Annotated in this window: 31 protein-coding genes and 1 tRNA gene; 26 read left to right on the top strand and 6 right to left on the bottom strand. The window is 63.0% G+C overall.

Features of this window, described 5'->3' with window-relative positions; all coding sequences use genetic code 11:
- The first annotated feature begins 18 nt into the window (after nt 1–18).
- The 7 genes from LB545_RS23865 to LB545_RS23835 all read left to right on the top strand — a co-directional run bounded on the left by LB545_RS23865 (nt 19) and on the right by LB545_RS23835 (nt 5,423).
- Nucleotides 19–609 (top strand): hypothetical protein, encoded by a 591-nt coding sequence (locus LB545_RS23865; RefSeq protein WP_140728258.1) that lies wholly within the window; start codon nt 19–21, stop codon nt 607–609.
- A gap of 139 nt (nt 610–748) precedes the next feature.
- A complete protein-coding gene (gene nrdR, locus LB545_RS23860; RefSeq protein WP_010915593.1) occupies nt 749–1,228 on the top strand; it encodes a transcriptional regulator NrdR in 480 nt (159 codons plus the stop codon).
- Nucleotides 1,229–1,230: 2 nt separating this feature from the next.
- Nucleotides 1,231–2,355, top strand: coding sequence for a bifunctional diaminohydroxyphosphoribosylaminopyrimidine deaminase/5-amino-6-(5-phosphoribosylamino)uracil reductase RibD (ribD, locus tag LB545_RS23855; protein ID WP_411971090.1), 1,125 nt, complete (start codon nt 1,231–1,233; stop codon nt 2,353–2,355).
- Nucleotides 2,356–2,366: 11 nt separating this feature from the next.
- Nucleotides 2,367–2,984, top strand: a complete 618-nt coding sequence (locus tag LB545_RS23850; protein ID WP_140515697.1) for a riboflavin synthase — start codon at nt 2,367–2,369, stop codon at nt 2,982–2,984.
- A 236-nt stretch (nt 2,985–3,220) separates the two neighbouring features.
- Nucleotides 3,221–3,715 (top strand): 6,7-dimethyl-8-ribityllumazine synthase, encoded by a 495-nt coding sequence (gene ribH, locus LB545_RS23845; RefSeq protein ID WP_140494037.1) that lies wholly within the window; start codon nt 3,221–3,223, stop codon nt 3,713–3,715.
- Complete coding sequence (nusB, locus tag LB545_RS23840) at nt 3,712–4,212, top strand: transcription antitermination factor NusB (RefSeq protein ID WP_140494035.1); 501 nt, start codon at nt 3,712–3,714, stop codon at nt 4,210–4,212. Before ribH ends, nusB begins: the two co-directional genes overlap by 4 nt.
- Nucleotides 4,209–5,423 (top strand): MFS transporter, encoded by a 1,215-nt coding sequence (locus tag LB545_RS23835; RefSeq protein ID WP_140880501.1) that lies wholly within the window; start codon nt 4,209–4,211, stop codon nt 5,421–5,423. Before nusB ends, LB545_RS23835 begins: the two co-directional genes overlap by 4 nt.
- 15 nt (nt 5,424–5,438) lie before the next feature.
- On the opposite strand, the gene LB545_RS23830 is transcribed toward LB545_RS23835, so the two are convergent.
- Complete coding sequence (locus tag LB545_RS23830) at nt 5,439–6,011, bottom strand: NADPH-dependent FMN reductase (RefSeq protein WP_140494031.1); 573 nt, start codon at nt 6,009–6,011, stop codon at nt 5,439–5,441.
- On the opposite strand from LB545_RS23830, the gene LB545_RS23825 reads away from it, so the two are divergent.
- The 5 genes from LB545_RS23825 to LB545_RS23805 all read left to right on the top strand — a co-directional run bounded on the left by LB545_RS23825 (nt 5,928) and on the right by LB545_RS23805 (nt 10,289).
- Nucleotides 5,928–6,137, top strand: coding sequence for a hypothetical protein (locus LB545_RS23825; RefSeq protein ID WP_181165181.1), 210 nt, complete (start codon nt 5,928–5,930; stop codon nt 6,135–6,137). The two genes, LB545_RS23830 and LB545_RS23825, sit on opposite strands and share 84 nt — an antisense overlap.
- Before the next feature lie 79 nt (nt 6,138–6,216).
- A complete protein-coding gene (locus tag LB545_RS23820) occupies nt 6,217–7,128 on the top strand; it encodes an ABC transporter substrate-binding protein (RefSeq protein ID WP_140556993.1) in 912 nt (303 codons plus the stop codon).
- Nucleotides 7,129–7,444: 316 nt separating this feature from the next.
- Nucleotides 7,445–8,608 (top strand): ABC transporter permease, encoded by a 1,164-nt coding sequence (locus LB545_RS23815; RefSeq protein WP_140556991.1) that lies wholly within the window; start codon nt 7,445–7,447, stop codon nt 8,606–8,608.
- On the top strand, nt 8,605–9,543 hold the full coding sequence (locus LB545_RS23810; protein WP_140665445.1) for an ABC transporter ATP-binding protein: 939 nt from the start codon (nt 8,605–8,607) through the stop codon (nt 9,541–9,543). Before LB545_RS23815 ends, LB545_RS23810 begins: the two co-directional genes overlap by 4 nt.
- Entirely contained in the window at nt 9,540–10,289 is a 750-nt protein-coding gene (locus LB545_RS23805; protein ID WP_140494023.1) for an ABC transporter permease, read from the top strand. The genes LB545_RS23810 and LB545_RS23805 overlap by 4 nt, the downstream gene beginning before the upstream one ends.
- A 25-nt stretch (nt 10,290–10,314) precedes the next feature.
- On the opposite strand, the gene LB545_RS23800 is transcribed toward LB545_RS23805, so the two are convergent.
- A complete protein-coding gene (locus LB545_RS23800; protein ID WP_224705943.1) occupies nt 10,315–10,545 on the bottom strand; it encodes a hypothetical protein in 231 nt (76 codons plus the stop codon).
- An 82-nt stretch (nt 10,546–10,627) separates the two neighbouring features.
- On the opposite strand from LB545_RS23800, the gene LB545_RS23795 reads away from it, so the two are divergent.
- On the top strand, nt 10,628–11,128 hold the full coding sequence (locus LB545_RS23795) for a DUF2165 family protein (RefSeq protein WP_140880502.1): 501 nt from the start codon (nt 10,628–10,630) through the stop codon (nt 11,126–11,128).
- 230 nt (nt 11,129–11,358) lie between these two features.
- Nucleotides 11,359–13,500 (top strand): sodium-translocating pyrophosphatase, encoded by a 2,142-nt coding sequence (locus tag LB545_RS23790; protein ID WP_140521791.1) that lies wholly within the window; start codon nt 11,359–11,361, stop codon nt 13,498–13,500.
- Nucleotides 13,501–13,743: 243 nt separating this feature from the next.
- Here LB545_RS23790 and LB545_RS23785 read toward each other — a convergent pair whose 3' ends face one another.
- On the bottom strand, nt 13,744–14,259 hold the full coding sequence (locus LB545_RS23785; protein ID WP_140494015.1) for an outer membrane protein assembly factor BamE: 516 nt from the start codon (nt 14,257–14,259) through the stop codon (nt 13,744–13,746).
- Nucleotides 14,260–14,373: 114 nt separating this feature from the next.
- Here LB545_RS23785 and LB545_RS23780 point away from each other — a divergent pair, with 114 nt between their 5' ends.
- The 7 genes from LB545_RS23780 to LB545_RS23750 all read left to right on the top strand — a co-directional run bounded on the left by LB545_RS23780 (nt 14,374) and on the right by LB545_RS23750 (nt 19,229).
- Nucleotides 14,374–14,922 (top strand): ubiquinol-cytochrome C chaperone family protein, encoded by a 549-nt coding sequence (locus LB545_RS23780; RefSeq protein WP_140494013.1) that lies wholly within the window; start codon nt 14,374–14,376, stop codon nt 14,920–14,922.
- Nucleotides 14,919–15,467 carry a YceD family protein gene (locus LB545_RS23775; protein WP_224705942.1) on the top strand — a complete coding sequence of 183 codons (549 nt, stop codon included), beginning with the start codon at nt 14,919–14,921 and terminating at the stop codon, nt 15,465–15,467. Before LB545_RS23780 ends, LB545_RS23775 begins: the two co-directional genes overlap by 4 nt.
- A 119-nt stretch (nt 15,468–15,586) precedes the next feature.
- Complete coding sequence (plsX, locus tag LB545_RS23770) at nt 15,587–16,657, top strand: phosphate acyltransferase PlsX (RefSeq protein WP_140494009.1); 1,071 nt, start codon at nt 15,587–15,589, stop codon at nt 16,655–16,657.
- 9 nt (nt 16,658–16,666) lie between these two features.
- Nucleotides 16,667–17,638, top strand: a complete 972-nt coding sequence (locus tag LB545_RS23765) for a beta-ketoacyl-ACP synthase III (RefSeq protein WP_140494008.1) — start codon at nt 16,667–16,669, stop codon at nt 17,636–17,638.
- A 100-nt stretch (nt 17,639–17,738) separates the two neighbouring features.
- On the top strand, nt 17,739–18,062 hold the full coding sequence (locus LB545_RS23760; RefSeq protein WP_140494007.1) for an integration host factor subunit alpha: 324 nt from the start codon (nt 17,739–17,741) through the stop codon (nt 18,060–18,062).
- A gap of 224 nt (nt 18,063–18,286) precedes the next feature.
- Entirely contained in the window at nt 18,287–18,826 is a 540-nt protein-coding gene (locus LB545_RS23755) for a MerR family transcriptional regulator (protein ID WP_224705941.1), read from the top strand.
- Between the two features lie 100 nt (nt 18,827–18,926).
- Nucleotides 18,927–19,229, top strand: coding sequence for a hypothetical protein (locus tag LB545_RS23750; protein ID WP_140515713.1), 303 nt, complete (start codon nt 18,927–18,929; stop codon nt 19,227–19,229).
- A 282-nt stretch (nt 19,230–19,511) separates the two neighbouring features.
- Here the strand turns inward: LB545_RS23750 and LB545_RS23745 are convergent, their stop codons facing one another.
- Both LB545_RS23745 and LB545_RS23740 read right to left on the bottom strand, forming a co-directional pair.
- Nucleotides 19,512–19,697: a hypothetical protein gene (locus LB545_RS23745; protein ID WP_140817070.1), complete on the bottom strand. Its 186-nt coding sequence runs from the start codon at nt 19,695–19,697 to the stop codon at nt 19,512–19,514.
- 220 nt (nt 19,698–19,917) lie between these two features.
- A complete protein-coding gene (locus tag LB545_RS23740; RefSeq protein WP_140583720.1) occupies nt 19,918–20,529 on the bottom strand; it encodes a hypothetical protein in 612 nt (203 codons plus the stop codon).
- Nucleotides 20,530–20,815: 286 nt separating this feature from the next.
- Here LB545_RS23740 and LB545_RS23735 point away from each other — a divergent pair, with 286 nt between their 5' ends.
- A complete protein-coding gene (locus tag LB545_RS23735; protein ID WP_140560581.1) occupies nt 20,816–21,100 on the top strand; it encodes a helix-turn-helix domain-containing protein in 285 nt (94 codons plus the stop codon).
- A gap of 139 nt (nt 21,101–21,239) precedes the next feature.
- Complete coding sequence (locus tag LB545_RS23730) at nt 21,240–21,701, top strand: YbaK/EbsC family protein (protein ID WP_140624656.1); 462 nt, start codon at nt 21,240–21,242, stop codon at nt 21,699–21,701.
- 46 nt (nt 21,702–21,747) lie between these two features.
- On the opposite strand, the gene LB545_RS23725 is transcribed toward LB545_RS23730, so the two are convergent.
- Nucleotides 21,748–21,824 (bottom strand) — tRNA-Pro (locus LB545_RS23725).
- 446 nt (nt 21,825–22,270) lie between these two features.
- On the opposite strand from LB545_RS23725, the gene LB545_RS23720 reads away from it, so the two are divergent.
- From LB545_RS23720 to LB545_RS23710, 3 genes are all read left to right on the top strand, one after another.
- The gene (locus LB545_RS23720) at nt 22,271–23,611 is read left to right on the top strand and encodes a cytochrome B6 (RefSeq protein ID WP_411971091.1); all 1,341 of its coding nucleotides are present in this window, start codon (nt 22,271–22,273) and stop codon (nt 23,609–23,611) included.
- Nucleotides 23,612–23,634: 23 nt separating this feature from the next.
- Nucleotides 23,635–24,237, top strand: a complete 603-nt coding sequence (locus LB545_RS23715) for a DUF4142 domain-containing protein (RefSeq protein WP_140521805.1) — start codon at nt 23,635–23,637, stop codon at nt 24,235–24,237.
- Nucleotides 24,238–24,354: 117 nt separating this feature from the next.
- Complete coding sequence (locus LB545_RS23710) at nt 24,355–24,864, top strand: ferritin-like domain-containing protein (protein ID WP_224705939.1); 510 nt, start codon at nt 24,355–24,357, stop codon at nt 24,862–24,864.
- The last annotated feature ends 78 nt before the right edge of the window (nt 24,865–24,942 follow it).

The following is a 24,942-nucleotide window of genomic DNA, read 5'->3' as shown; positions in this document are numbered from 1 at the left end:
CGAACTGGAGACCAGACGATGCGTAATTTCCGTCCCGCCATCCTTGGCGCCCATGGCTTGCTGGCCGTTTTCCTGACATTGCCCGGCGCTGCCCTTGCGCAGACCCAACCCGCCCCAGAAATGCCCGCCACCGCTACGTTCGGCAGATGGACAACCATCGTCGATACGCTCGACACCGGGCAGGATGCGCGCAAGACCTGTGCCGCTTCGACTGCCTTTTTCGATGCCAGCGGCAATTCGGGCACGCTGACGCTGTCGATCTCGAACGGCGACGCCATGCCGCCGGACGCCTACCCGGCCATCATGCTTATTGTCGACAACCGGAACCTGCCCACTGGCAAGAAGATCGCCGCGACTTTTGGTGATCCTGGCGTCAAGGTTTCCGCCACCGTCTATTCGAACGATGCCGTGAACGGCCGTCCCAGCTGGACGGTCGACAACCAGCCCAAGACCAGTCTCGCGCTCTTGCGAGCCATGCGCAAAGTCACCTCGCTCGATGTCGCTTTCGGCAAAGAGGCTTTCGCCAGCATTCCGATGGACGGCTTCACCAAGGCCTACCGCAACCTCGGCACATCATGCGGCTTTCCGACCAAGGACGTTGCACCCTAGCCAAGCGCGCGAAGGCGGGTGCTGGCAATCTGCCTCGCGGCTCGCTATCTCTGACGCGAAAGGGTCTGCGTGCCTTGCCATCGTGGCAAAAGGCTCTAAGCCTTTTCGCCTCACCAGATTCGTGAACCCAAGGCTCTCAATGCGCTGTCCCTATTGCCAGTCCGAAGATACGCAGGTGAAGGATTCGCGCCCCGCCGAGGATGGCGCGGCGATCCGCAGGCGTCGCGTCTGCCCCGATTGCGGCGGCCGTTTCACCACCTTCGAGCGCGTGCAGTTGCGCGATCTCGTCGTGGTCAAGAAGTCGGGGCGAAAAGTGCCTTTCGACCGCGACAAGCTCTTGCGCTCCGTCGAGATCGCGGTGCGCAAGCGCAATGTCGATCCCGAGCGCATCGATCGTGCCGTGACCGGCATCGTGCGCCAGCTGGAAAGCTCCGGCGAGACCGAAGTGGCCTCGGGCGAGGTTGGGCGGCTGGTCATGGAAGCGCTGAAGTCGCTCGACGACGTCGCCTACGTCCGCTTCGCCTCGGTCTACCGCAATTTCCGCGAGGCCAAGGATTTCCATGAGCTGCTGGGGGAATTGAAAGGCGACGAGGACAAGAGCGAAGAGGACGCTGGCTGAGCATGGCGGAACGCAGCGAGGCCGGACAGGCAGCCCTTGACCGCCGTTTCATGGCAGCCGCACTCAGACTGTCGCGCAGGAATGCGGGCCGGACCTCAACCAATCCTTCCGTTGGTACACTCATCGTGCGCGACGATGGCTTGGGCCCGATGATTGTCGGCACCGGCGTCACCGCTGTCGGCGGCCGCCCGCATGCCGAGACCGAGGCGCTCACCGAAGCGGGCGAACTGGCGCGCGGCGCCACCGCCTACGTCACGCTGGAGCCTTGCGCGCATCACGGACGCACGCCGCCTTGCGCCAACGCTCTGGTCAATGCCGGCATCGCGCGCGTCGTTGGCGCCGCCAGCGACCCCGATCCGCGCGTGTCGGGCCAAGGCTACGCGATCCTGCGCACCGCGGGCGTCGAGGTTGTGGAGAATGTCCTGGCGACGGAGGCCGCCGAGCAGATGGCCGGCTATCTCATTCGATCGCTTAGGAAACGGCCGGAAGTGACTCTCAAGCTAGCGCTTTCCAGCGACGGCAAGATCGGCATGGAGGGGGCTGGGCAGGTGTCGATCACAGGCGACATTGCGCGCCGCGAAGTCTATTTGATGCGCGCCGAGGCTGATGCCATCCTGGTCGGCATTGGCACGGCGCTGGAAGACGACCCGGCGCTGACGGTGCGTCTGCCGGGATTGGAGAACCGGTCGCCGGCGCGCATTGTGCTCGACAGGCAGATCAGGCTGCCTGAGACTTCGAAACTGGTGTCCGGTGTCGACCGGGTGCCGCTCTACGTCGCGGCTTGCCTGGAAGCCGATCCTCTGCGGCGGGCAACGCTCGAACGCGCCGGCGTGCGTTTCATCGGCACCGAGACGCATGCAGGCGGCGTGGCGCTGCCGGAACTGCTCGAGGATCTTGCCGCGCTCGGTATGGCCAGCGTGCTGGTCGAAGGTGGAGCCAGGGTGGCCAGCGCCTTCCTGTCGGAAGGCCTGGTTGACCGCATCGTGCTGTTCCGGGGGCCGGAGGCGATCGGCAAGGGGGGCATTGCATCGCCCATCGATGCCAACCATGTCCCAGCGGGATTTCGCAAACTGCGCGAGATGCGGTTCGGCGAGGACAGCTACGCCGAGTGGATAAGAGACTTTTAGGATCAACACCGATGTTTACCGGCATTGTTACAGACATAGGTACCGTCGCGGCCGTCAAGCCGCTGCGGGAAGGCGTGGGATTGCGTATCGACACCGCCTATGATCCCGAAACCATCGCCATCGGCGCCTCGATATCATGCGGCGGCGTTTGCCTTACCGTGACGGCCTTGCCCGACAGCGGCTCGAACGCGCGCTGGTTCGAAGTCGAGGCCTGGGAGGAGGCGCTCCGGCTGACGACGGCGATGGGCTGGAAGTCAGGCACGCGGATCAATCTGGAGCGGGCGTTGAAGATCGGCGACGAGCTTGGCGGCCACATCGTGTCGGGCCATGTCGACGGTACGGCCGAGATCGTCGAGCGCAAGGATGAAGGCGACGCCGTTCGCTTCACGCTGGAAGCGCCGCGCGGGCTGGCGAAGTTCATCGCGCCGAAAGGCTCCGTCGCGCTCGACGGTACCTCGCTCACCGTCAACAAGGTGGAAGGCACCCGCTTCGACGTGCTTCTGATCCACCATTCGCTGACCGTCACCACCTGGGGTGAGCGCCAGGTCGGCGACCGCGTCAATCTCGAGATCGATACCATGGCCCGCTATGCGGCGCGCCTGGCGGAAGCGGCGAAAGAGGGGCTTTGAGCATCGCCGAGCTGTTCATGAGGAACTAGCGGTGATGGAAAACAGGAATTCCAAAGTGCAAGCGCGGCTGGGGTGGCCGATGTAGATGCTGGCCGAGTAGTGGCCCACGCCATTGTTGCCTGGGCTCAAAGCCTCGCTACAGACTGTCCGATCTCGGTACCCGTCCCAATGAGGCAATCTTGTGCTTGCGATCAATCCGGCTTCGGCCTAAGTCACCGGCGATCCCGGAGACATTTATGGCTGGCACATCCCAACACGGCAAAGCGTTCATTCGCCCGAAGAAGAAGGCCCACCTTCTCGTTATCGAGGCACGCTTCCACGACGATCTTGCCGACGCGCTGCTCGAAGGCGCGACGAGCGCGCTTGACGAAGCGGGTGCGACCTACGACGTCGTCACCGTTCCAGGTTCGCTCGAAATTCCCGCCGTCATTACCTTCGCGCTGGACGGCGCGGCGGAAGGCGGCATGAATTATGACGGCTTCGTCGCGCTTGGCACCGTCGTCCGCGGGGACACCTATCACTTCGATATCGTCGCCAATGAATCCAGCCGCGCACTGATGGACCTGTCCGTGCAGGACTCGGTCTGTATCGGCAACGGCATCCTGACCACGGAAAACGACGCGCAGGCCTGGACGCGAGCCAAGCGTTCGGAGGGCGACAAGGGTGGCTTTGCCGCGCGCGCGGCGCTGACCATGATCGCGCTCAAGGAACGACTGGGAGCGCGATCGTGAGCGACCCCGCTTCGCCCGGACAGCCCACGGTGCGACACGCCAACAAGCGCGGCGCGGCGCGGCTTGCCGCCGTGCAGGCCCTCTATCAGATGGATGTCGCCGGCAGCGGCGTCTTCGAGATCACTGCCGAATACGAAGCGTTTCGCCTTGGCAAGGAAGTCGATGGCGCGCTTTACCGCGAGGCGGATGCCCAATGGTTCCGCGCCATCCTCACCGGTGTCGTCGAGGACCAGAAAACCATCGATCCGGTTATCCGCCAGGCGCTGACCGATGACTGGCCGCTGTCGCGCCTCGATTCGACACTGCGCGCAATCCTGCGCGCCGGTGTCTACGAACTGATGAAGCGCGAAGACGTGCCGGTGGCGGTGATCGTTTCCGAATACGTCGATATCGCCAAGGCTTTCTACGAGGAAGACGAGCCGAAGCTGGTCAACGCCGTGCTCGATCGCGTCTCCCGTCGGGTGCGTGGCGAGGGACGCGGCAAGGACGCTTCATGACGGCGGTCGCCATCGAGGCGGCCAGGGAGGCGCGGCGCACCGCGTTGATCCTCGCCGCCTCGCAGGCGATCATCGGTTCGGCAGCGCCCATCGCCATCTCCATGGGCGCGCTTGCCGGTCAATATCTGCTCGGCCCGGACAAGTCGCTGGCGACGGCGCCGATCACCGGCTTCAATCTCGGCGTGGCACTCGGTGCGCTGCCGGCGGCGGCCATCATCCGCGCCATGGGCCAGCGCGGCGGCTTCATGACCGGTACGATCGTCACCGCGCTTGGCGGTCTGGTCGCGACGCTGGCACTCTTCCATGGCAGTTTTTGGCTGTTTGCCTTCGGCCTGACAGTGATCGGTGTCGGTGGCGCCTTCGTCCAGCAGTTCCGCTTTGCCGCCGCCGACAATGCGCCCCCGCAGTTCAAGGCGCGCGCCATCTCCTTCGTGCTGGCGGGCGGCATCATCACCGCCATTCTGGGACCGCAGATCGTCATCTTCACCCGCGAGTTGTTCGCACCGGTGATGTTTGCCGGTTCGTTCGCATCCATCCTGGTGCTAGCCGCCGTCGGCGCGGCGATCCTGTCATTGCTGCGCCTGCCGGCGAGGGCCGCCGCCGGCGGAACGGAAATTGCCGGCAGCGATGCCCGGCCCTTGGCCGAGATCGTCACGCAGCCGCGTTTCGTCGCGGCACTCTTCTGCGCGGTCGGCAGCTATGCCCTGATGAGCTTCGTCATGACCGGCGCGCCGCTCGCCATGGTCGGCTGCGGCCTGTCGGAGGACGATGCGACGCTCGGCATTTCGTGGCATGTCATGGCAATGTTCGGGCCGAGCTTCTTCACCGGATCGCTGATCCATCGCTTCGGTGCTGAACGCATTGTCGCGGTCGGCCTCCTGCTGCTGATCGGCTGTGCGGTCGTCGCGCTGTCCGGCTTGGCGCTATGGCAATTCTGGACGGCGCTGATCCTGCTCGGCCTCGGCTGGAATTTCGGCTTCATCGGCGCCACGGCCATGGTCGCGGCCAGCTACCGGCCTTCCGAAAAGGGCAAGGTGCAGGGGTTCCACGACTTCGTCCTGTTCGGCTCCGTGGCCTGCGCCTCGCTGATGTCGGGCATGGTCTACAATGCCTGGGGCTGGACCATGCTGAACTGGATGATCTTTCCCGTCACCGTGCTGTGCTTCGTCGCGCTCGGCGCGCTGAGGATGGCGAGCTTGCGTCTGGCTTGACGCCCCAATTTGAATTTATGCGTCCGGCGGCAGAACCTGAAGCACTCGCGCTATGAACATGTGAAACTCAGCCATGTAGTTGCGCAGGAAGTCCTCAGTGGATTCGACCGTCACCTCGCCGTCGTCGGTGATCAGCCCCGGCGTGAACTGTATGTAGGCTTCAGGCGCATTCATCTGGGGCGAATTGCAGAAACTCAGAACGCTTCGAAGGCTTTGTTGGGCGACGGCGGTCGCGATGGCGCCCGGCGATGTTCCGATGACGGCTGACGGTTTGCGCGCGAACGAATTCTTGCCGTAGGGCCGACTGGCCCAGTCGATTGCGTTCTTCAATCCTCCAGGGATCGAGCGGTTGTACTCCGGGGTGACGAACAATACGGCCTGGACGGAGGCGATCGCCTTTTTGAAATCCCGGGCTGCCGGTGGGAAGTCGGCGTCATAGTCGTAGCTGTACAGTGGCAGATCCTTGAAGGCGATTTCGGTCATGTCGAGTTCGGGAGGGGCAAGTTGAACGAGCGCCTTCGCGAGCTTGCGGTTGATGGATTCCCGGGCAAGACTGCCGATGAGGTAACCGACTTTGTGTATGGCCATGACACGCTCTCCGTGTTTGCCACCCGCACCCTCACCGCATTATCCGCCAGATGGCAGCAGATCGCCAGCGTCGCGTCGCAATTGGCCTTCCGAACAAAAATATTGCGTCTGTACCACTTGTTATGAAACCGTGTGCCCCGACGAGACGTTGGAGCCGTGCTCATATGCGGCACCGAATTCCGGTTCACAGCAAGGGATTTTCACAATGTTTTCAATCAAGCTTCTGGCTGGCGCGGCGCTCGCGCTCGGTATTGCGATAGCATCGGCGAATGCTCAGGTGGTCGTCTCCTCGAAGATCGACACCGAGGGCGGCGTGCTCGGCAACATCATCCAGCTCGTCCTCAACGCCAACAACATCAAGACCACTGACCGCATCCAGCTCGGCGGCACGCCGGTGGTGCGCAAGGCGATCACCGCCGGCGAGATCGACATCTATCCCGAATACACCGGCAATGCCGCCTTCTTCTTCGAGAAGGCCGACGACCCGGTCTGGAAGGACGCCGCCAAGGCCTATGAGACGGCCAAGAAGCTCGATTACGACGCCAACAAGATCGTCTGGCTGTCGCCGTCGCCGGCCAACAACACCTGGGCGATCGCACTGCGCAAGGAGGTGGCCGAAACCAATAAGCTCGCCACCCTGTCCGACTTCGGCAAATATGTCGCCGGCGGCGGCAAGGTGGTGCTCGCGGCCTCGGCCGAGTTCGTCAATTCAGCCGCGGCCCTGCCGGCGTTCCAGACCACCTACGGCTTCACGTTGAAGCCTGACCAGTTGATCACGCTCTCCGGCGGCGACACGGCCGCGACCATCGCGGCGGCAGCCAACCAGACCAATGGCGCCAACGCCGCCATGGTCTACGGCACTGACGGCGGCATCGCGCCCTCCGGGCTGGTCGTGCTCGACGACGACAAGGGCGTGCAGCCGGTCTACCAGCCGGCGCCGATCATCCGCGAGGCGGTGCTGAAGGAGCATCCCGAGATCGAGACGTTGTTGAAGCCGGTCTTCGCCAAGCTCGACCTCATCACGCTGCAGGAACTCAACGGCCGCGTCCAGGTCGGCGGAGAGCCGGTCAAGGGTGTGGCGGAAGACTTTTTGAAGAAGAATGGGTTCTTGAAGTAGTCAGCGCTTACCTGACCGTGATGCTGGTGCGAGGCGCCCCCCTCTGGAAGCTGCCGATCTCCCCCCTTGCGGGGGAGATGTCCGGCAGGACAGAGGGGGGTGCTGTCCCGCCGACCTCTCAACTCGTCACAGCTGCGCGCTCGGACAGGACCGTTTTCGAACAAGCCGATGCTCGAAAGTTGGCGATCCTTCACACCCCCCTCTGGCCTGCCGGCCATCTCCCCCGCAAGGGGGGAGATCGGAAATCGCGTCGGCTTTCGCCAGTCGCCAGCCAACTGTGTACCTCGTGGCAGATTTCCCCCTTTGAGGGGCAGCCATGACCCTCCGCTTCGACAAGCTCGGCGTGGTCATCGCTGCGATCGCTGCCTATGCGGCTTTCGTAGCACCCTTCGCCACGTTCCGCGCCAATCGCATCGTGCCCGGCCAGGCGCGCTCGATCGTAGAGGCACTTCCGGCAATGGCCGGCCCGCTGCTTTTGGCCATCGTTGTCGCAGCCGCGCTTGTCGCGCTGCTGAAAACGCCGCTCGTCCTGCGCCTTGCCGCCAGCGTGATCACGCTGGCGGCTCTCGCGCTGTTGATCGGCGTCACCGGGACATTCCTGACCCCGGCAGGCAATACCTTCGCGCGCGTTTCGCCGGCCTCCGGGTTTTGGCTGCTGATCTTTGCCTTTACCCTCCTGCTGGCCGACGTGCTGACGAGAATGAACCTGTCTCCCTGGTCACGTGTCGGCGTGCTTGTCGTTGCCGCGCTCGCCATCGGGCTGCTGCTCATATCGGGATCCTGGGACAGCCTTTCGATCCTCAAGGAATATTTCAACCGTGCCGACAGTTTCTGGGCCGAGGGCGCCAAACATGTCACGCTGGCGCTTGGTTCGCTGGCGGCGGCGGTGATACTGGGCCTGCCGCTTGGCATCCTGTGCCATCGCGTCGAGCGCCTGCGCGCCGGCGTGCTCAACGTGCTCAACATCGTCCAGACCATTCCCTCGATCGCGCTGTTCGGCCTGCTGATCGCACCGCTCGGCTGGGTGGCGGCGCATGTGCCGGGAGCGGCCGCGCTCGGTATCCGCGGCATCGGAACGGCACCTGCGTTCGTGGCGCTGTTCCTCTATTCGCTGCTGCCGGTCGTCGCCAATACCGTGGTCGGCCTTGCCGGTGTGCCGCGTGCCGCCAATGACGCGGCGCGCGGCATGGGCATGACCGATCGCCAACGCCTGTTCGGCGTCGAGTTTCCGCTGGCCTTCCCAGTGATCCTCACCGGTATCCGCATCGTGCTTGTGCAGAACATCGGCCTCGCCACCATCGCCGCCCTGATCGGCGGCGGCGGCTTCGGCGTGTTCGTGTTCCAGGGCGTCGGCCAGACCGCGATGGACCTGGTGCTGCTTGGCGCCGTGCCGACGGTTGCGCTCGCCTTCGCTGCTGCCATCATTCTCGACGCGGTGATCGAAATGACCTCAACCAAGCGCAGGGCGGACCCCGCATGATCGAGATCGAAGGCATTACCAAGCGCTACGATGCGACCACGGTGGTCGATGAAGTCTCGATGATCATAGAGCCCCGCACCCTTTGCGTCATCGTCGGCACCTCGGGCTCCGGCAAGACGACGCTGCTTCGCATGATCAACCGGCTGGTCGAGCCGACTTCCGGCGTCATCAAGCTCGACGGCGCCGACAACCGCTCGGTGCCCGGCTACGAGCTGCGGCGCAGCATCGGCTACGCCATCCAGGGCCACGGCCTGTTCCCGCACCGAACTGTGGCGCAGAACATAGCCACCGTGCCGGTGCTGCTTGGCTGGGATAAGGATCGCATCAAGGCGCGCGTCGACGAACTGATGACGCTCTATCAGCTCGACCCTCAGGCCTACGGCCCGCGCTACCCGCACGAGCTCTCCGGCGGCCAGCAGCAGCGCGTCGGCGTCGCCCGCGCGCTCGCGGCCGAACCCAACGTGCTGTTGATGGACGAGCCGTTCGGCGCGCTTGACCCCATAATCCGCACCAAGGCGCAGGAAGACCTTCTTGCGATCCAGAGGCGCTTCGGCACCACCATCATCCTCGTCACCCACGACATGGAAGAGGCCGTGCATATGGGCGACAAGATCGCCGTCATGGATGCCGGCAAGCTGGTACAATATGCCAGGCCGGCGGAGATACTGGCGAGGCCGGCCAGCGGCTTCGTCGAGACCCTGGTCGGCGCCAGCGAAAAACCGTTCCGGCTGCTGTCGCTCGGCCGCGTGCGCGACGCAGTCGAAAAGGGCGCGGCGGAAGGTGAGGCGATTCCTGGCGACGCCAGCCAGCGCGACGCGCTGGCCGAACTTCTCTGGTCTGGCCGTCCGGCGCTGCCGGTCAAGGATGCCGACGGCAAGCCACTCGGTCGCGTTACCATCGACGGCTTGGTGAAGCGTGCGGCGAGGCCGGCATGAAAGCCTGGCTGCCGTTGCTGCTCAGGCTTGCGCTGGTGGTGCTGCTGGTCGCTTTCGTCACCAGCCCCGGCTGGTTCGAGCCGCTGCTCAAGCCGCTGACCGAGAACGGCGCGCCGGTGATCTACAATCAGGGTAGCCTGCTGACGCTGATGCTGCTGCACCTGCGCACCGTGCTGATCGCCACGCTCGCCGCCACCATCGTGGCGGTCGCGCTCGCCATCCTGGTCACCAGGCCTGCCGGCGCCGAATTCCTGCCGCTGTCACGCAGCCTGGTCAATATCGGCCAGACTTTCCCGCCGGTGGCGGTGCTGGCGCTTGCCGTGCCGGCGGTCGGGTTCGGCGAGAAGCCGACGCTGATCGCATTGTTCCTCTATGGTCTGCTGCCGATCTTCGAGAACGCGCTGACCGGCCTGACGACGTTGCCCGGCAATGTCATGGAAGCGGCGCGCGGTGCCGGCATGACCGGTTGGCAAAGGCTGCTGAAGGTCGAATTGCCGCTCAGCGCGCCGGTCATCCTCGGCGGCATAAGGCTGTCGGTGGTTATCAGCCTGGCCACCGCCACCATTGGCTCGACGGTTGCAGCGAAGACATTGGGCGAGGTGATCATTGCCGGGCTCTTGTCCAACAATCTCGCTTTCATCTTGCAGGGCGGCCTGATCGTCGCCGCCTTGGCAGTGCTGATCTATGATGGGTTGTCGGCGGTCGAACGCTATGCCGCGCGGCGCATGGGGCGCCAGGCCGAGTAGGCTTCTGTCCCGGTGCTCCGATCTTTCAACGTCCACTTGAACGGGCAGGGTGGTCGAGCGTCAGTTCGAGTTCGATGCCTTGCTCTTTGCAGATCCAGCGGCGGCAGATGACGGCAAAGTCGTGTTGTGTGCCGGCTTTCACGAGCGAGACAAGATCACCCACGGCGCAATCGCTGCCGAGCTGGAGCGCCTCGATGGGTTCGGCGATGACTTGCTTGCCGGCATAATGTCTTGCGCTGGCCGTGAGCGTAATCAACACCCGCCTGCCAGTTGCGCGATCTTCGGGACTCGGCGATTGCTTGGGCCGATGCCCCGATCCTTCAGCAGGAGTTCTTGCCATGACCTTGCGCTTCTCCAAGATCGTCATGTGTCTCTGTCTGGCGGCTTTCGCCTTTCTTGTCGCTTTCGGCAACGTCACCGATTACGGCTCAAACTTCGCCTTTGTCCAGCACGTGCTGAGCATGGACACGACCTTTCCCGGCAACGCGCTGATGTATCGCTCGATCACCAACCCCTCGCTATGGACGACGGGCTACTGGCTCATCATCGCCGGCGAGGCGCTGACCTGTCTGCTCTACCTGATCGCGGCCTGGAACCTGTGGCAAGCGCGCAATGCCAGCGGAGAGGTTTTCAACGATGCCAAGAAATTCGCCGTTATCGCCGCGACGATGGGATTCCTGATCTGGTATCTTGGATTTATGGTGGTGGGCGGCGAGTGGTTCGCCATGTGGCAATCGAGCATCTGGAACGGCCAGCAGAAGGCATTCATGTTCTACATGACCATGCTGGCGGTGCTGATCTTCGTCGTCCAGCCAGACGGTGATCTGCGCCAAACCTGAGTGCTGATCCGTGATTTCAATCGATATAAAGCAGCAGCGGCATGGCGACACCTGCCGCCGTCTGGCTCTTTTGGGCGAAAGCCGGGCAAAAACCGAACAATATCTTGACGTTCGCGGCCCTGTTTCGCATACACCGCTGCGAAGAGGGGGATTCCGCGCACGGGATTCCGTCTTTGTCTCAACGGCCCAGGGAGGGGTTCTTTTGGGCCAGCAATCGAGGAAAACCCGGCATGACCATAATTTCCGCCGTCATCGCCTGCGGCCTGCTTTCTGTCCTTTACGCCATCTGGGCGACACGTTCGGTCCTCGCGTCGGACCAGGGCAATGCACGCATGCAGGAAATCTCCGCCGCCATCCGTGAGGGCGCGCAAGCCTATCTGGCGCGCCAGTACACCACCATCGCCATCGTCGGCGTGGTCGTGCTGCTGCTCGCCTGGTGGCTGCTGTCCATCACCGCCGCGATCGGCTTCCTGATCGGGGCCGTGCTTTCGGGCGCGGCCGGCTTCATCGGCATGCATGTTTCGGTGCGGGCCAATGTTCGCACGGCACAGGCCGCTTCCAACAGCCTTGCCGCCGGCCTCGACATCGCATTCAAGTCGGGCGCCATCACCGGCATGCTTGTTGCGGGCCTTGCCCTGCTTGGCGTGTCGATCTACTACCTGATCCTCACCCATTTCATGGGGCTTCAGCCCAATGACCGTATCGTCATCGACTCGCTGGTTTCGCTCGGCTTCGGCGCCTCGCTGATCTCGATCTTCGCCCGTCTCGGCGGCGGCATCTTCACCAAGGGTGCCGATGTCGGCGGCGATCTGGTCGGCAAGGTCGAAGCTGGTATTCCCGAGGATGATCCGCGCAACCCCGCCACCATTGCCGACAATGTCGGCGACAATGTCGGCGACTGCGCCGGTATGGCGGCCGACCTGTTCGAGACCTATGCGGTGACAGTCGTCGCCACCATGGTGCTGGGCGCCATCTTCTTTGGCGGCACCGCGGTTCTGAGTGCCGCGATGCTCTATCCGCTCGCTATCTGCGGCGCCTGCATCCTGACCTCGATCGTCGGTACTTTCTTCGTCAAGCTCGGCTCCAACGGTTCGATCATGGGCGCGCTCTACAAGGGGCTGATCGTCACCGGCCTGTTGTCCATCGTGGGCTTGGGCGTCGCCACCTCGGCCACGCTTGGCTGGGGCGAGGTCGGCACTGTCGCCGGCATGGTCATCACCGGCAAGAACCTGTTCATCTGCGGCCTGATCGGCCTCGTGGTGACCGGTCTCATCGTCGTGATCACCGAGTACTACACCGGCACCAACAAGCGTCCGGTCAACTCGATCGCCCAGGCGTCGGTGACCGGGCACGGCACCAACGTCATCCAGGGCCTTGCGGTCTCTCTGGAATCGACGGCACTGCCGGCCATCGTCATCGTCGGCGGCATCATCTCGACCTATCAGCTCGCCGGCCTTTACGGCACGGCGATCGCCGTCACCACCATGCTCGGCCTTGCCGGCATGATCGTCGCGCTCGATGCCTTTGGCCCGGTCACCGACAATGCCGGCGGCATCGCCGAAATGGCCGGCCTGCCCAAGGAAGTGCGCCACTCCACCGACGCGCTCGACGCGGTCGGCAACACCACCAAGGCGGTGACCAAGGGCTATGCCATCGGTTCGGCGGGCCTCGGCGCACTGGTGCTGTTCGCGGCCTATTCGAACGACCTGAAATTCTTTGCCGCCAATGGCGACAAATATCCCTACTTCCAGGGCATGGGCGAGGTCTCCTTCGATCTTTCCAACCCCTACGTCGTCGCCGGCCTGATCTTCGGCGGCTTGATCCCGTATCTGTTCGGTGGCATCGCCATGACGGCCGTCGGCCGCGCGGCGGGCGCCATCGTCGAGGAGGTGCGCAAGCAGTTCCGTGACGACCCGGGCATCATGGCCGGCACGTCCAAGCCGAACTATGCGCGCGCGGTAGATCTTCTGACCAAGGCGGCGATCCGGGAAATGATCATCCCGTCGCTGCTGCCGGTGTTGGCGCCGCTCGTCGTCTATTTCGGCGTGCTGCTGATCTCGGGCTCGAAAGCGTCGGCCTTTGCGGCTCTCGGCGCCTCTCTGCTCGGCGTCATCGTCAACGGCTTGTTCGTCGCCATCTCGATGACTTCGGGCGGCGGCGCCTGGGACAACGCCAAGAAGTCGTTCGAGGACGGATTCACCGACAAGGACGGCATCAAGCACCTGAAGGGTTCCGAGGCGCACAAGGCCTCGGTGACCGGCGATACGGTCGGCGATCCCTACAAGGACACGGCCGGCCCGGCGGTCAACCCGGCGATCAAGATCACCAATATCGTGGCGCTCCTGCTGCTGGCGGTGCTGGCGCACGGCTGAGCGGCAAAGCTCGACATTGAAAACCCGCGGGGAGCAATCCCCGCGGGTTTTTATTTGACGGCCGTTTTGGAACGCGGAAAACGAATTTCAACGGCTGCGTCCGCGTCCTGCCGTCGCTGTCTGCCCATCGCCCACGAGCCGGCCTCTCCCGCCCCATGATAACAAAAACCCGTGGGATCGCTCCCACGGGTTTTTGGTCGCCTGAGATGGTGCTGCCATCCCCAAGGGGAGGCGGGTCTGAGATCAGGGAGTGCCGCCGCCGGGAATGCCGGGCGCCAGCTTGCTGGCGCCGTTGATGATCTGGCTGAGGAAGTTCTGGTCCTTGCCGCCAGTCGGCGTGGTGCGCGAGATGAAGTCGAAGATCTTGCCGTCCTTCAGGCCGTAATTGGCGATCTGGGTGACCCGCCCATCGGCCCCGAAATAGACCGCCAGCACATGCTGATCGATCAGCCGGGGCTTGTCGAAGGCGACATAGCGCTTGCGAGTCTGCGAGATGTAGTAAAAGGCTTCATTGTCGAAGGTCGCCGTCGTCGAGGGCGTGCCGAGCGCGAGCAGCACCTGCTCGCGGCTTGAGCCGACCGGCACCGAATCGATCGCCTGCTGATCGATGACATACCCCTGCGTCAGCGTTTCGCTGGGGTTCAGATCACCGATCATCTTGGAACTGTTGCAGGCCGAAAGCGCCGCAATGATGGCCAGCAGCGAGATCGCGCCAGCGGGCCTGGAAGAGAAGGTCGACTTGAAATTCAGCGCGCGCAACAACAATTCTCCACTATATCGCCGCAACTTGCGCTGGGCCGCAAAACCGGTAAACCAGCTTGCTTGCCGATGCAACAAGGCCAATTCAACAAACGGTCCCCGGAGACCATCCCCATGTTCCAGCGCCTTTTTGGTCGCGAACGCCACGCCAACCGCGCCATCACCGACGCGCTTTACGCACAAATCGTGGCGGCCGCGCGGCAGACCGTATTTTATTCCCACTGGAATGTGCCGGACACGCCGCTTGGGCGTTTCGAGATGCTGTCGCTGCACATGTTCCTGGTCCAGCACCGGCTGCGTGGGGAAGACGGCGTGGCGCAGGAGATCGCGCAGGTGCTGATCGACGAGTTTTTTCTCGACGTCGACCATTCGCTGCGGGAACTCGGCATTGGCGATGTCGGAGTGCCCAAGCGCATGAAAAAGCTGGCGAAGATGTTTTATGGCCGCACCGCCGCTTATGACGACGCATTGGAGCGCAATGATCATGATGGGCTCACCGCCGCCCTTGCACGCAATGTCCGGCCCGACGCTGCGGCCTGGGCGGAAGCGTCACGACTGTCCGACTATGTCGCCGATGCCCGCAACCGGCTGGCCACGCAGCCGTGCCGGGCGATCGTCTCCGGCACGGTGACCTTTCCGCTCGCCCAGGAGGCAGATCGATGAAGCACGCCGATCCGCAAAGTCCGGTATCGTTTTTTGCCAACGTCGCCCGCCTGCCGCAGAAGGGCCTGCCGGTGGTCATCGAGGCCGACGCCACCCAGCGCGCGACACTCGCCGAAGAGCACAGCTTGCTCTCGGTCGAAGCCTACCGTGCCGAATTCCTGGTGACGCCGTGGAAACGCAATGGCGTGAAGGTCAGCGGCCGGGTCGAGGCCGACATCACCCAGGCCTGTATCGTCACGCTCGATCCGGTCGGGGCGCATATCGACGAATCATTCGAGGCTCTGTTCCTGCCCGAGGATTCCAAGCTTGGACGACAGGGATTCGAAGGCGGCGGCGAGATCCTGCTCGACGCGGATGGACCTGACAGTCCCGAAACATTTTCAGGCGACACGATCGATGTCGGGGCACTCGCCGAGCAGTTCTTCGGACTGGCCATCGATCCTTATCCGCGCAAGCCGAGTGCGTCGCTTGATGCCGGCCGCGAGGCCGAACCGGTGGAGAATGAATTTCAGCAGAAACTGCGGTCGCTGTTGGGAAAATCCTGAAAACCTCACCCGCGACGGAAAAGTCGGTTGTGCGAATGTCCAAAACCGCTATTTTCGCCGAACCTTCGCGATCACTAAAACGATCCGCCGCCTAAGCAAAACCGTGAGATGAATACCGCGTGATCAGGATTTCCATCGATGCCATGGGCGGCGATCACGGACCAGCCGTGGTCATTCCGGCGCTCATGACGGTCGCGACCCGCCGTCCCGACGTCCGCTTCGTCATCTACGGGCGGGAGGAGGCCGTACGACCCGAACTGGCCAAATTTCCCAAGCTGGCCGGTGTGAGCGAATTCTTCCACTGCGAGGTGGCCGTCAGGATGGACGACAAGCCGAGCCAGGCACTGCGCCATGGCCGCTGGAAATCGTCGATGTGGAAGGCTGTCGAGGCGGTCAAGTCGGGTACGGCGGACGCCTGCGTCTCGGCCGGCAACACCGGCGCGCTGATGGCGATGTCGAAATTCTGCCTGCGCACCATGGCCACCATCGACCGCCCGGCGATCGCGGCACTTTGGCCGACGCTGCGCGGCGAAAGCGTGGTCCTCGACGTCGGCGCCACCATTGGCGCGGATGCGCACCAGCTCATTGATTTTGCCATTCTTGGAACCGGCATGGCCCGATCGGTCTTCGGCGTCTCGCGGCCCAGTGTCGGCCTGCTCAATGTCGGCGTCGAGGAGATCAAGGGCCAGGAAGAGGTCAAGGAGGCTGGGCGCATGCTGCGTGAAGCCAATATGGCCTCGATGAACTATCACGGTTTCGTCGAGGGCGACGATATCGGCAAGGGCGTGGTCGACGTCGTCGTCACCGAAGGCTTCGCCGGCAACATCGCCCTGAAGACGGCGGAAGGCACGGTGCGCCAGATTGGCGGCTACCTGCGGGCGGCGATGAGCCGTACGCTGATGGCCAGGATCGGCTATATCTTCGCCAAGGGCGCGTTCGATCGCCTGCGCGAAAAGATGGATGTCGGCCGCTCCAATGGCGGCGTTTTCCTGGGGCTGAACGGCATTGTGGTGAAAAGCCACGGCGGCGCCGATTCGGATGGTTTCGCCGCCGCCATCGAACTCGGCTACGATATGGTGCGCAACAATCTGCTCGACCGCATCGAGGCCGACCTGGACTTGTTCCATGCGCGCAATCCGCATGCCCAGACATCTAGGAAATCCGATGTCGTCAGCGACGCAAAGGAATAGGAAAGAACTTTGATCAGATCAGTCGTGCGCGGCATGGGCGCCGCGCTGCCCCGCCGCATCATGAAGAATGCCGACTTTGAAGGCATGGTCGAAACCTCGGACGAGTGGATCGCCCAGCGCACCGGCATCCGCCAGCGTCATATCGCGGCCGACGATGAGACCACCGCTTCGCTGGGTGAGGCGGCGGCGCGCGCAGCGCTCGCCGATGCCGGCCTGACGCCCGGAGACATCGACCTGATCGTGCTGGCGACCTCGACGCCCAACAATACTTTTCCGGCCACGGCCGTCGAGATCCAGAACCGGCTCGGCATGCATCACGGCTTTGCCTTCGACCTGCAGGCGGTATGCTCGGGCTTCGTCTATGCGGTAACCACGGCCGACCTCTATATTCGCGGCGGCTTGGCCAAGCGCGTGCTGGTGATCGGCTCGGAAACCTTTTCGCGCATCCTCGACTGGACCGATCGCTCGACCTGCGTACTGTTCGGCGACGGCGCCGGCGCCCTGGTTCTTGAAGCCGGCGAAGGGGGCGGCAGTATTGCCGACCGCGGCGTGCTAGCGATGAGCCTGCGCTCCGACGGCGCGCACAAGGACAAGCTCTTTGTCGACGGCGGGCCTTCGACGACGGGAACGGTGGGCTACCTCAGGATGGAAGGCCGCGAGGTCTTCAAACATGCGGTAGGCATGATCACCGACGTCATCGAGGCGACGTTTTCGCAGGCCGGCATCACCGCCGACGACCTCGACTGGTTCGTGCCGCATCAGGCCAATAAACGGATCATTGACGCTTCCGCCAGGAAGCTCGGGATAGCTGAGGAAAAGGTGGTGGTGACGGTCAATCTGCACGGTAACACCTCGGCTGCTTCCGTGCCGCTGGCGCTTTCCGTGGCTGTTGCCGATGGCCGCATCAAAAAGGGCGACCTTGTGCTTCTGGAAGCGATGGGCGGCGGCTTCACCTGGGGCGCGGTTCTGCTTCGCTGGTAAGTGCCGAACGGTCCGGTTCGGTCCTTGACCTTGCCGGATCAATTACTTAGGCTCTGCCGCTGTTGTGTCGATTTTATGTTTGAGCTGATGGGACGGTCGCATGGGGGGAAAGACACTTACGCGCGCCGACCTTGCCGAAGCCGTTTACCGCAAGGTAGGTTTGTCGCGCACTGAATCGGCGGAACTTGTCGAGGCGGTGCTGGACGAGATCTGCGAGGCGATCGTCCGTGGCGAGACGGTGAAACTGTCGTCTTTCGCGACGTTCCACGTCCGCTCCAAGAACGAGCGCATCGGGCGCAATCCCAAGACCGGCGAAGAGGTGCCGATCCTGCCGCGTCGGGTGATGACCTTCAAGTCGTCGAACGTGCTGAAGAACCGCATCTTGCGCTCCCACCAGAGCGGCAAGGCAAAGGGCGGCAAGTAGGCTCGCTGCAAATGCACGGTTGAAAACAGGCCTTGCGATGATGCCGGGCTTGAATATTGCCTCACAAACCGCTGAAATGAGACCCGATTCGGCAACATGGCCGGATTGGTGTTCCGCGTGATCGTTACGCGCAGCCGGAATGAGCTCCCCTCCTGTCGAGGGAATCTCGTTCGAACGCCGGTTCCCATGTCCCGGGATCATGCTCCAGTGTGAGGATTTCGCCCATGGACAAGAGCCCTGACGCCTTTCGCACCATCAGCGAGGTCGCCGAAGACCTCGATCTGCCGCAGCACGTGCTGCGCTTCTGGGAAACGCGTTTCAACCAGATCAAGCCGATGAAACGCGGCGGCGGCCGCCGCTACTACCGGCCGCAGGATATAGAACTGATCAAGGGCATTCGCCATATGCTCTACGACCAGGGCTACACCATCAAGGGCGTGCAGAAGCTGTTGCGCGAAAACGGCAACCATTTCCTGGTTGCCATCGGCAATGGCGATATGGCCGCCGTCGAGGCGATCTCGCAACGAAAGCAGGCCGACCAGGTGCCGTTGACGGCGGCAGCGCAGCCGCGCGGCGGAGATGACGAACTGGTTGGCCAGCCGAGGGTCAAGCCCAGCCGCCGTTTCTTCGGTCTTGGCAAGAGCGACGAGGAAGGCCCGGTCCAGCCGGACGCTTCGAAACTGTCGCGGGACAATCGCGCGCTGTTGCAGGAAGCGTTGTTCGACCTCCTCGAATGCAAGCGCCTCCTCGACCAAGTGCGCTGACGGGCAACCGGCCGGCGCCTGAAGAACGGGAACCCGCCTTTGGGTGATGCGTTACGTTTTCTTGAGCAAGACAAGGCTTGAGCAGACAAGGAAACGCATCATGGCATTATTCTCGACCCTCTCGGACGTCGATCTCGACAGGCGGGTCGCTGCACTCTCCAGGGAATTGGCGGCCCTGAAGAAGGCTGCGTCCAGGCGGGGCGGCGCCTATTACGAAGACGGTCGCGACGCGGCGCTTGACACGTATTCCGACCTTGCGGAACGTCTGCACGATGCGTTGCCGGCGATCCGCGAGCGGGGCAGGGCGATCGAGAAATCCGCCCGCGAGCATCCGGCGACGGCCGCGGCGATCGGCTTTGTGGTGCTTGGTCTGGTCGCCAGTCTGCTGTTCAGCCGGCGCTGACCTTTATTTATTCCTCGGTTCCGCTGGATCGGTGCGCGGGCGATTCATGTTGCCCGAAAGTGCACCCGGTTTAGGACAGCGGCGCCTGTGGGTGCCATGAAAAAAGGGCCATAGCCCCAGCTTGTCGGTCTGCAGCACGAACAGGGGTTTTTTCGTCAGAGCAGGCGCTCGTTGTAGCGCTGCGAGATCGCGCTGATACGGCGCGTATCCGGAGGAAACCAGGAGAAGACCGGCTTCGAACAAGAAGCCAAAGCCGGTCTTCTCATTGGCAGTCGGTTAAGCTCAGGCCTTCTTGCCCATAACCTTGTGGTGGTGGTGATGATGGTAGTGGTGGCTGCGATGGTGCTTGCTATGATGACGATGATGCTTGTGCATCGGCGCGGCATCAGCGCTGGTCGCGCCGAGGATTGGCATGGTGAATGCAAGTGCAACTGCAAGCCCGAGGGCCGAGAGGAGGGACTTCTTCATGGATATCTTCCTTTTTTCGCAGGCAATCTGAATCAGGCCAACAGCCTGTTCGCCGCGAGCGGGATTACGCTCCCGATTTTTTTCGTCAGTATTTCCCGAATATAGAATTTTGTTTCTGGAATGTGTCTGGCGGCGCAGGCTGTGGGCTCCGCCGACAGGCTGAGCCCACAGCGCCGATGAGCGGGAGAAATTTCGGTACGGGGCCGCAGACGCAACCGGCTTACATGGGCGGGACCACGCCATTGTTGCCGACCACGACGCGGTTGGCACTCAGCGTGCCGTCGGCGCCGCGCGTCGCGGTGACCACGACGGGCGCGCCGGGCTTGAGATCGCCCGGCGTGGCCGGCGCGAAGGTGACGACCGGCGTCTTGTCGGGGATTGAGATCTTCTTTGTCTGGCCGTTGTCATAGGTCAGCGTCACCGCGCGGCCATTCACGTCGGTCACGTCGGCGACGGTGCCGTTGGTCATGCGGCTGTTGGGCTTGAGGTCCCAGGCGCGGTCGCCTTCGCCCGTGCCTTTCAAGGCTGCGGGAAACACCACGACCTCGAGCGCGCCGCTGCCGCCATCGGCTTTCGACACGGATGCTATGCCGAGGAAATCGCCGAGCTTGATGTCCTTTACCGACGCGCCCGCGACGCCCGATATCTTCCATCCGGCAGCGAGCTTGATCTTATCCATGCCACCCTGGCGGTTTTTCACCGTCAGCTGGGATTGGTCGGAACTGGCCACGACGCCGCGCACCCGCACCGTGTCTGCCGCCGGCGCGCTGGTTGCAGCAAGGCCAAGGCTGGAAAGCGTGCCGAGCACGATCATGATTGTCCGCAATTTCATCGCATCGATCCTTTCAGGAAAATGACAGCCGCGCCGGCAACGGTCCTGGGTTTCGCGCCGGCGCAATTGAACCAACGAACGGGGTCGTAAAAATCATCGAGCGACGAGGTGATCAGGTGTTCAAAAGAACTTGATCGAGAGCGGTTGCGAGCGGCGTGCGCCAGGCATGGTTCACGATGCTGTGACGGCCAGTTTGTGACTTGGCAAATCACCCGCAAGCGGGCATGTTCTCGCCGTCTCAGGCAACACCATTTTCATCAAACTCTTTCAGCCAACGGAGTTGCCAATGCCATACAGTGCAAAGCGCGAACCCCTCCCGGAACTGGTTGCCAGCGAAGCCGGGCAAGGCCATAGCGCCCTCAGAACGATTCGGGAAACCAAGGGATACAGTGTCGAGGAGCTTTCCCTGACAACCGGTCTGGCGGTCGACGAAATCGAGGATATCGAGAACGGCAGGACGGCCGATCCGTCGCAGCTGCGCCGTATTGCGTCGGCGCTTCGGCTTCCTCAGGAGGCGCTGCTCGGCACGGCCGTGCAGGCGCGGGCCGCGCAAGACCGCCCCGCGCTGTAGCGCCAGTGCCATGCATGTTCGAAAACCCGCCGGGGACCTTGGCGGGTTTTCTGTTTGCCGTGACTGAAGGCCTTGGCACGTGTTTATGGACGCGCCGGCCTAGCTTGCTGCTTCGTCATTTCGATCCGCGGGGGTTTCGATGAGCCTGGAATCCGTTCGTGCCTTTTTCGCCAGCAAGGCGCCCGATATCGACGTGATCGTGACCGAGGCGAGTTCGGCGACCGTAGCATTGGCTGCGCAGGCACACGGCGTGTTGCCGGCGCAGATCGCAAAGACGATCTGCCTTCGCGTCGGCGAACGCACCATGCTGGTCGTGACCAGCGGCACCGCCAGGCTGGACAATCGCAAGTTCAAGGATCGGTTCGGCAGTAAGCCGCGCATGCTGGAGGCCGCTGAGGTTATCGAGGCAACCAGCCATCCGGTCGGCGGTGTCTGCCCGTTCGGCCTGCCGGCGCCGCTGCCGGTCTATTGCGACGTGTCGCTGCGCGGTTTCGAAGAGGTCGTGCCTGCCGCCGGCGCCACCAACGCGGCGGTGCGGATCGCACCGCAGCGCATGGCTGATCTCACCGGCGCCGAATGGGTCGATGTGTGCCAGGGGTAGATGGCGATCGATGAGACGGACTTTGGGGGTAAGTCCTTGTTTAAAATGGTCGGAGTGGCCGGATTCGAACCGACGACCCCTTGACCCCCAGTCAAGTGCGCTACCGGGCTGCGCTACACTCCGGACCGCGCAAAGCCATATATATTCGAGGCTTGGCGCGCAAGCGCTAAAACCGCCTCCGGAAGCAGAACCAACCATCGCCGATAAATCGCGTCAAACCTGACCGGAAGTCCCACGGGCGTTCCCGGGTCGCTCCGTGGACCATGCCATGAGCAAGGCTTCCTTCAGAGTAAATGCCTCCACCTGTCGGGGCCCTCTTGGCCGGGAATTGCTTTCCAAACGTGGCGTCGCCGTTCGAGGCGGGGAAGATGTCGCCCTGCATTCAGAGATGACGAGCCCGGCGATGGCTCAATCCGGTGGCGGAAATAAATTCCCTTTCGCCAACTCCCGCCTTGGAACAAACCGCCCCCGGCCCGGTTTGGCAACCGTCCGGGGAACTTAGGAGGGACGAAATGACCGGCAAACTCCATATCGGCCTTCCGTGCGCGATCATCGTCGCGGCGGCCAGCATGAGTGCGTTCTCGGATCCGCTGCCTCCTGACATCACCTATCGGCCATTGCCGAGCCAGCCCTTTTCCGCGGTGAAAGCCGATGACGAGGCGCAGAAGCCTGGCGTGATGGAGCGTCAGAAAAAGCTTTTGGAGCAACGTTATGATCTGGCTGACCGTCCGATACCGGGCGTGATGATGACCGACGGCAAGAAGCCGGTCCAGGGTGGCGTCAGGGTCAAGCTGGCGGGTGGCTTGACCTGGGACAGGCTAAGCTCGATGAGCCCCGGCGATATTCGTGACCAGGGTCTTCTGCCGGCTGGCTTCCTGCCGCTACCTCATGTCAAGCAGGCTGCCGGAGGCCAAGTGTTTCCCGAGAAGGAAATCCGCGAGATCGGCCGCCAGGAAGGCCGTGATCTGCGCCGCTTCGACGTCGATTTCGATCTTCCCGATCACCTGACGCCCGAATTCCCGCCACCGATTTTCCTGACCACCCACCCTGAGCTCGGCGATGTCTCGCGCGGCGAGCTGCTTACCATCCGCAATTACTACGAGATCATGAACGGCATCATCACCCCAGTACAGATGGAGGGTTTGCGGCTTCTGCTGACGCCATTCCCGCAGGAAGAGTTCAATCAGACCGAGGACCGCAAGGTCGCTGGCCAGAGCATGGGTGTCGCCTGCTTTGATTGCCATTCCAATTTCAACACTAACGCCGCCTTCCATCAGACACCCGACATCAGGCCGCAGGCGGCGCGCTTCCGTCTCGACACCACCAGTCTGCGCGGCCTCTTCAACCAGCAGATACATGGATCGAAGCGCTCATTGCGGTCTGTGGAGGATTTCACCGAATTCGAGCAGCGCACCGCGTATTTCAATGGCGATCATGTCAGTGCCACCCGTAAGGGCGTCAACCTGCCTGACCGCCCGAACCAGGTGGCGATGATGGCACAGATGCAAAACATCATCGATTTCCCGCCGGCGCCTAAGCTCGATCCGTTTGGCCGCCTCGATCCGGCACTGGCGTCAGCAGAGGAATTGAAAGGGGAAGCGGTGTTCATGGGCAAGGGCCGCTGCTCCCAATGCCACAATCCCCAGACGTCCTTCATGGACAACAACATGCACGATCTGAAGCTCGATGGTTTCTACAAGCCAGGACAGACCGTCAACGACATGGTCGAGCTTCCCGACGGTCCGATCAAGACGTTCACGCTGCGCGGCATCAAGGACACGCCGCCCTATTTGCATGACGGCCGCCTGATGACGCTCGCCGACACGGTCGAGTTCTTCAATCTGGTGCTGGGCACCAAACTCGACCAATCGGAAAAGGACGCGCTGGTCGCCTATCTGCTCGTGCTCTGAGAAAGCTTCCCGAGGAGGTTCGCATGCGTCTACTCGCAACTGTCGTGGGGCTTGCGCTTCTGCCTGCCGCCACCGCCTTCGCCCAGTTCGGCAATCCGGCTGGCATGGCGCCGGACACGATGAAGGAATCTCCCGGCAAGCCAATGCCTCACCAAACCAACTATCAGGACCGGCTGTTCGCGCAGCTTACCGCTGCTGGCGGTCTGGCCGAGGTCCGCTTCGGCGAGCTTGCCGGAAAATCCGAAAATGCCGCGGTGAAAGACTTTGCCCGCAGGATGGTTGACGACCACCAGAGGGCGAACGACAGGCTGAAGTCGCTCGCCGAAGCGGCCAAGATGCCGCTTCCGCCTGGGCTGGATGCCGAGCACGAGGAGATGCGTACCAGACTGGAAAAGCTTACAGGCGTCGAATTCGATCTGGCTTACATCAGCGGCCAGATCGTCGAGCATCAGAAGACTGTGCAACTCCTTGAATGGGAGATCGGCTCCGGCCAGGATCCGGATGTCCAGCATTTCGCCTCGGATATCCTGCCGGCCGTACTTGAGCATCTGCGAATGGCGCGGGATATCCGCAGCAAGCTGGTGAACCCGGCATTGGCCGATGCCTCGGGCCAGAGCAAGAAGTGACCGTCGCGTCGGCGGCCAATCCGCGCGTTGGCAGCGCCTCTGGCCGAACCTGCCATAGTCCGGGCGGAACAATGCTCTCCACTCGCGGTTTGGGCGAGCAACCCAAGGGAGACCTTCATGACACAATCGCGCGACTGGTTGATACAGTGGCTGAGAGACGCTCACGCCATGGAGGAGCAGGCCGAGACGATGCTCTCCGGGCAACTGTCACGCCTCGAAAGCTATCCGGAACTCGGCGACCGCATCCGTCAGCATCTCGACGAGACGCGGCAGCAGGCCTCGCGCCTCAAAAGCTGTCTTGACCGGATCGGAGAGGAATCCTCCGCGATGAAAGACGCAGGCGGCAAGCTCACCGCCATGGCCCAGTCGATCAGCGGCGTGTTTGCCGGCGACGAGGTGATGAAGGGCTCGCTCGCCAGCTATACTTTCGAGCATATGGAGATTGCCTCCTACACGATGCTCATCGCCGCGGCCAACGCCGAAGGGGAGGCCGAGGTGGCGCGTGTGTCTGAGCAGAATCTGCGCGAAGAGGAGGCGATGGCGGATTGGCTCAAGAGCCATCTCGCCGAGACGACGCAGATGTTCCTGTCTCGCGCCGCGGCCGACAGCGATGCCGCAAAACGATAATCGGGCCTGTCATCGCGTCGAATTTCGCCGGCCATGATCGTGCGACAGCGGCAGCGCGCGCTGCCTGTCGGCGGCGGC

Source organism: Mesorhizobium sp. BR1-1-6 (genome assembly GCF_020165355.1).
GTDB lineage: Bacteria > Pseudomonadota > Alphaproteobacteria > Rhizobiales > Rhizobiaceae > Mesorhizobium.
The sequence above is the reverse complement of the archived record's forward strand: the minus strand, read 5'-3'. Positions and strand labels throughout refer to the sequence as shown.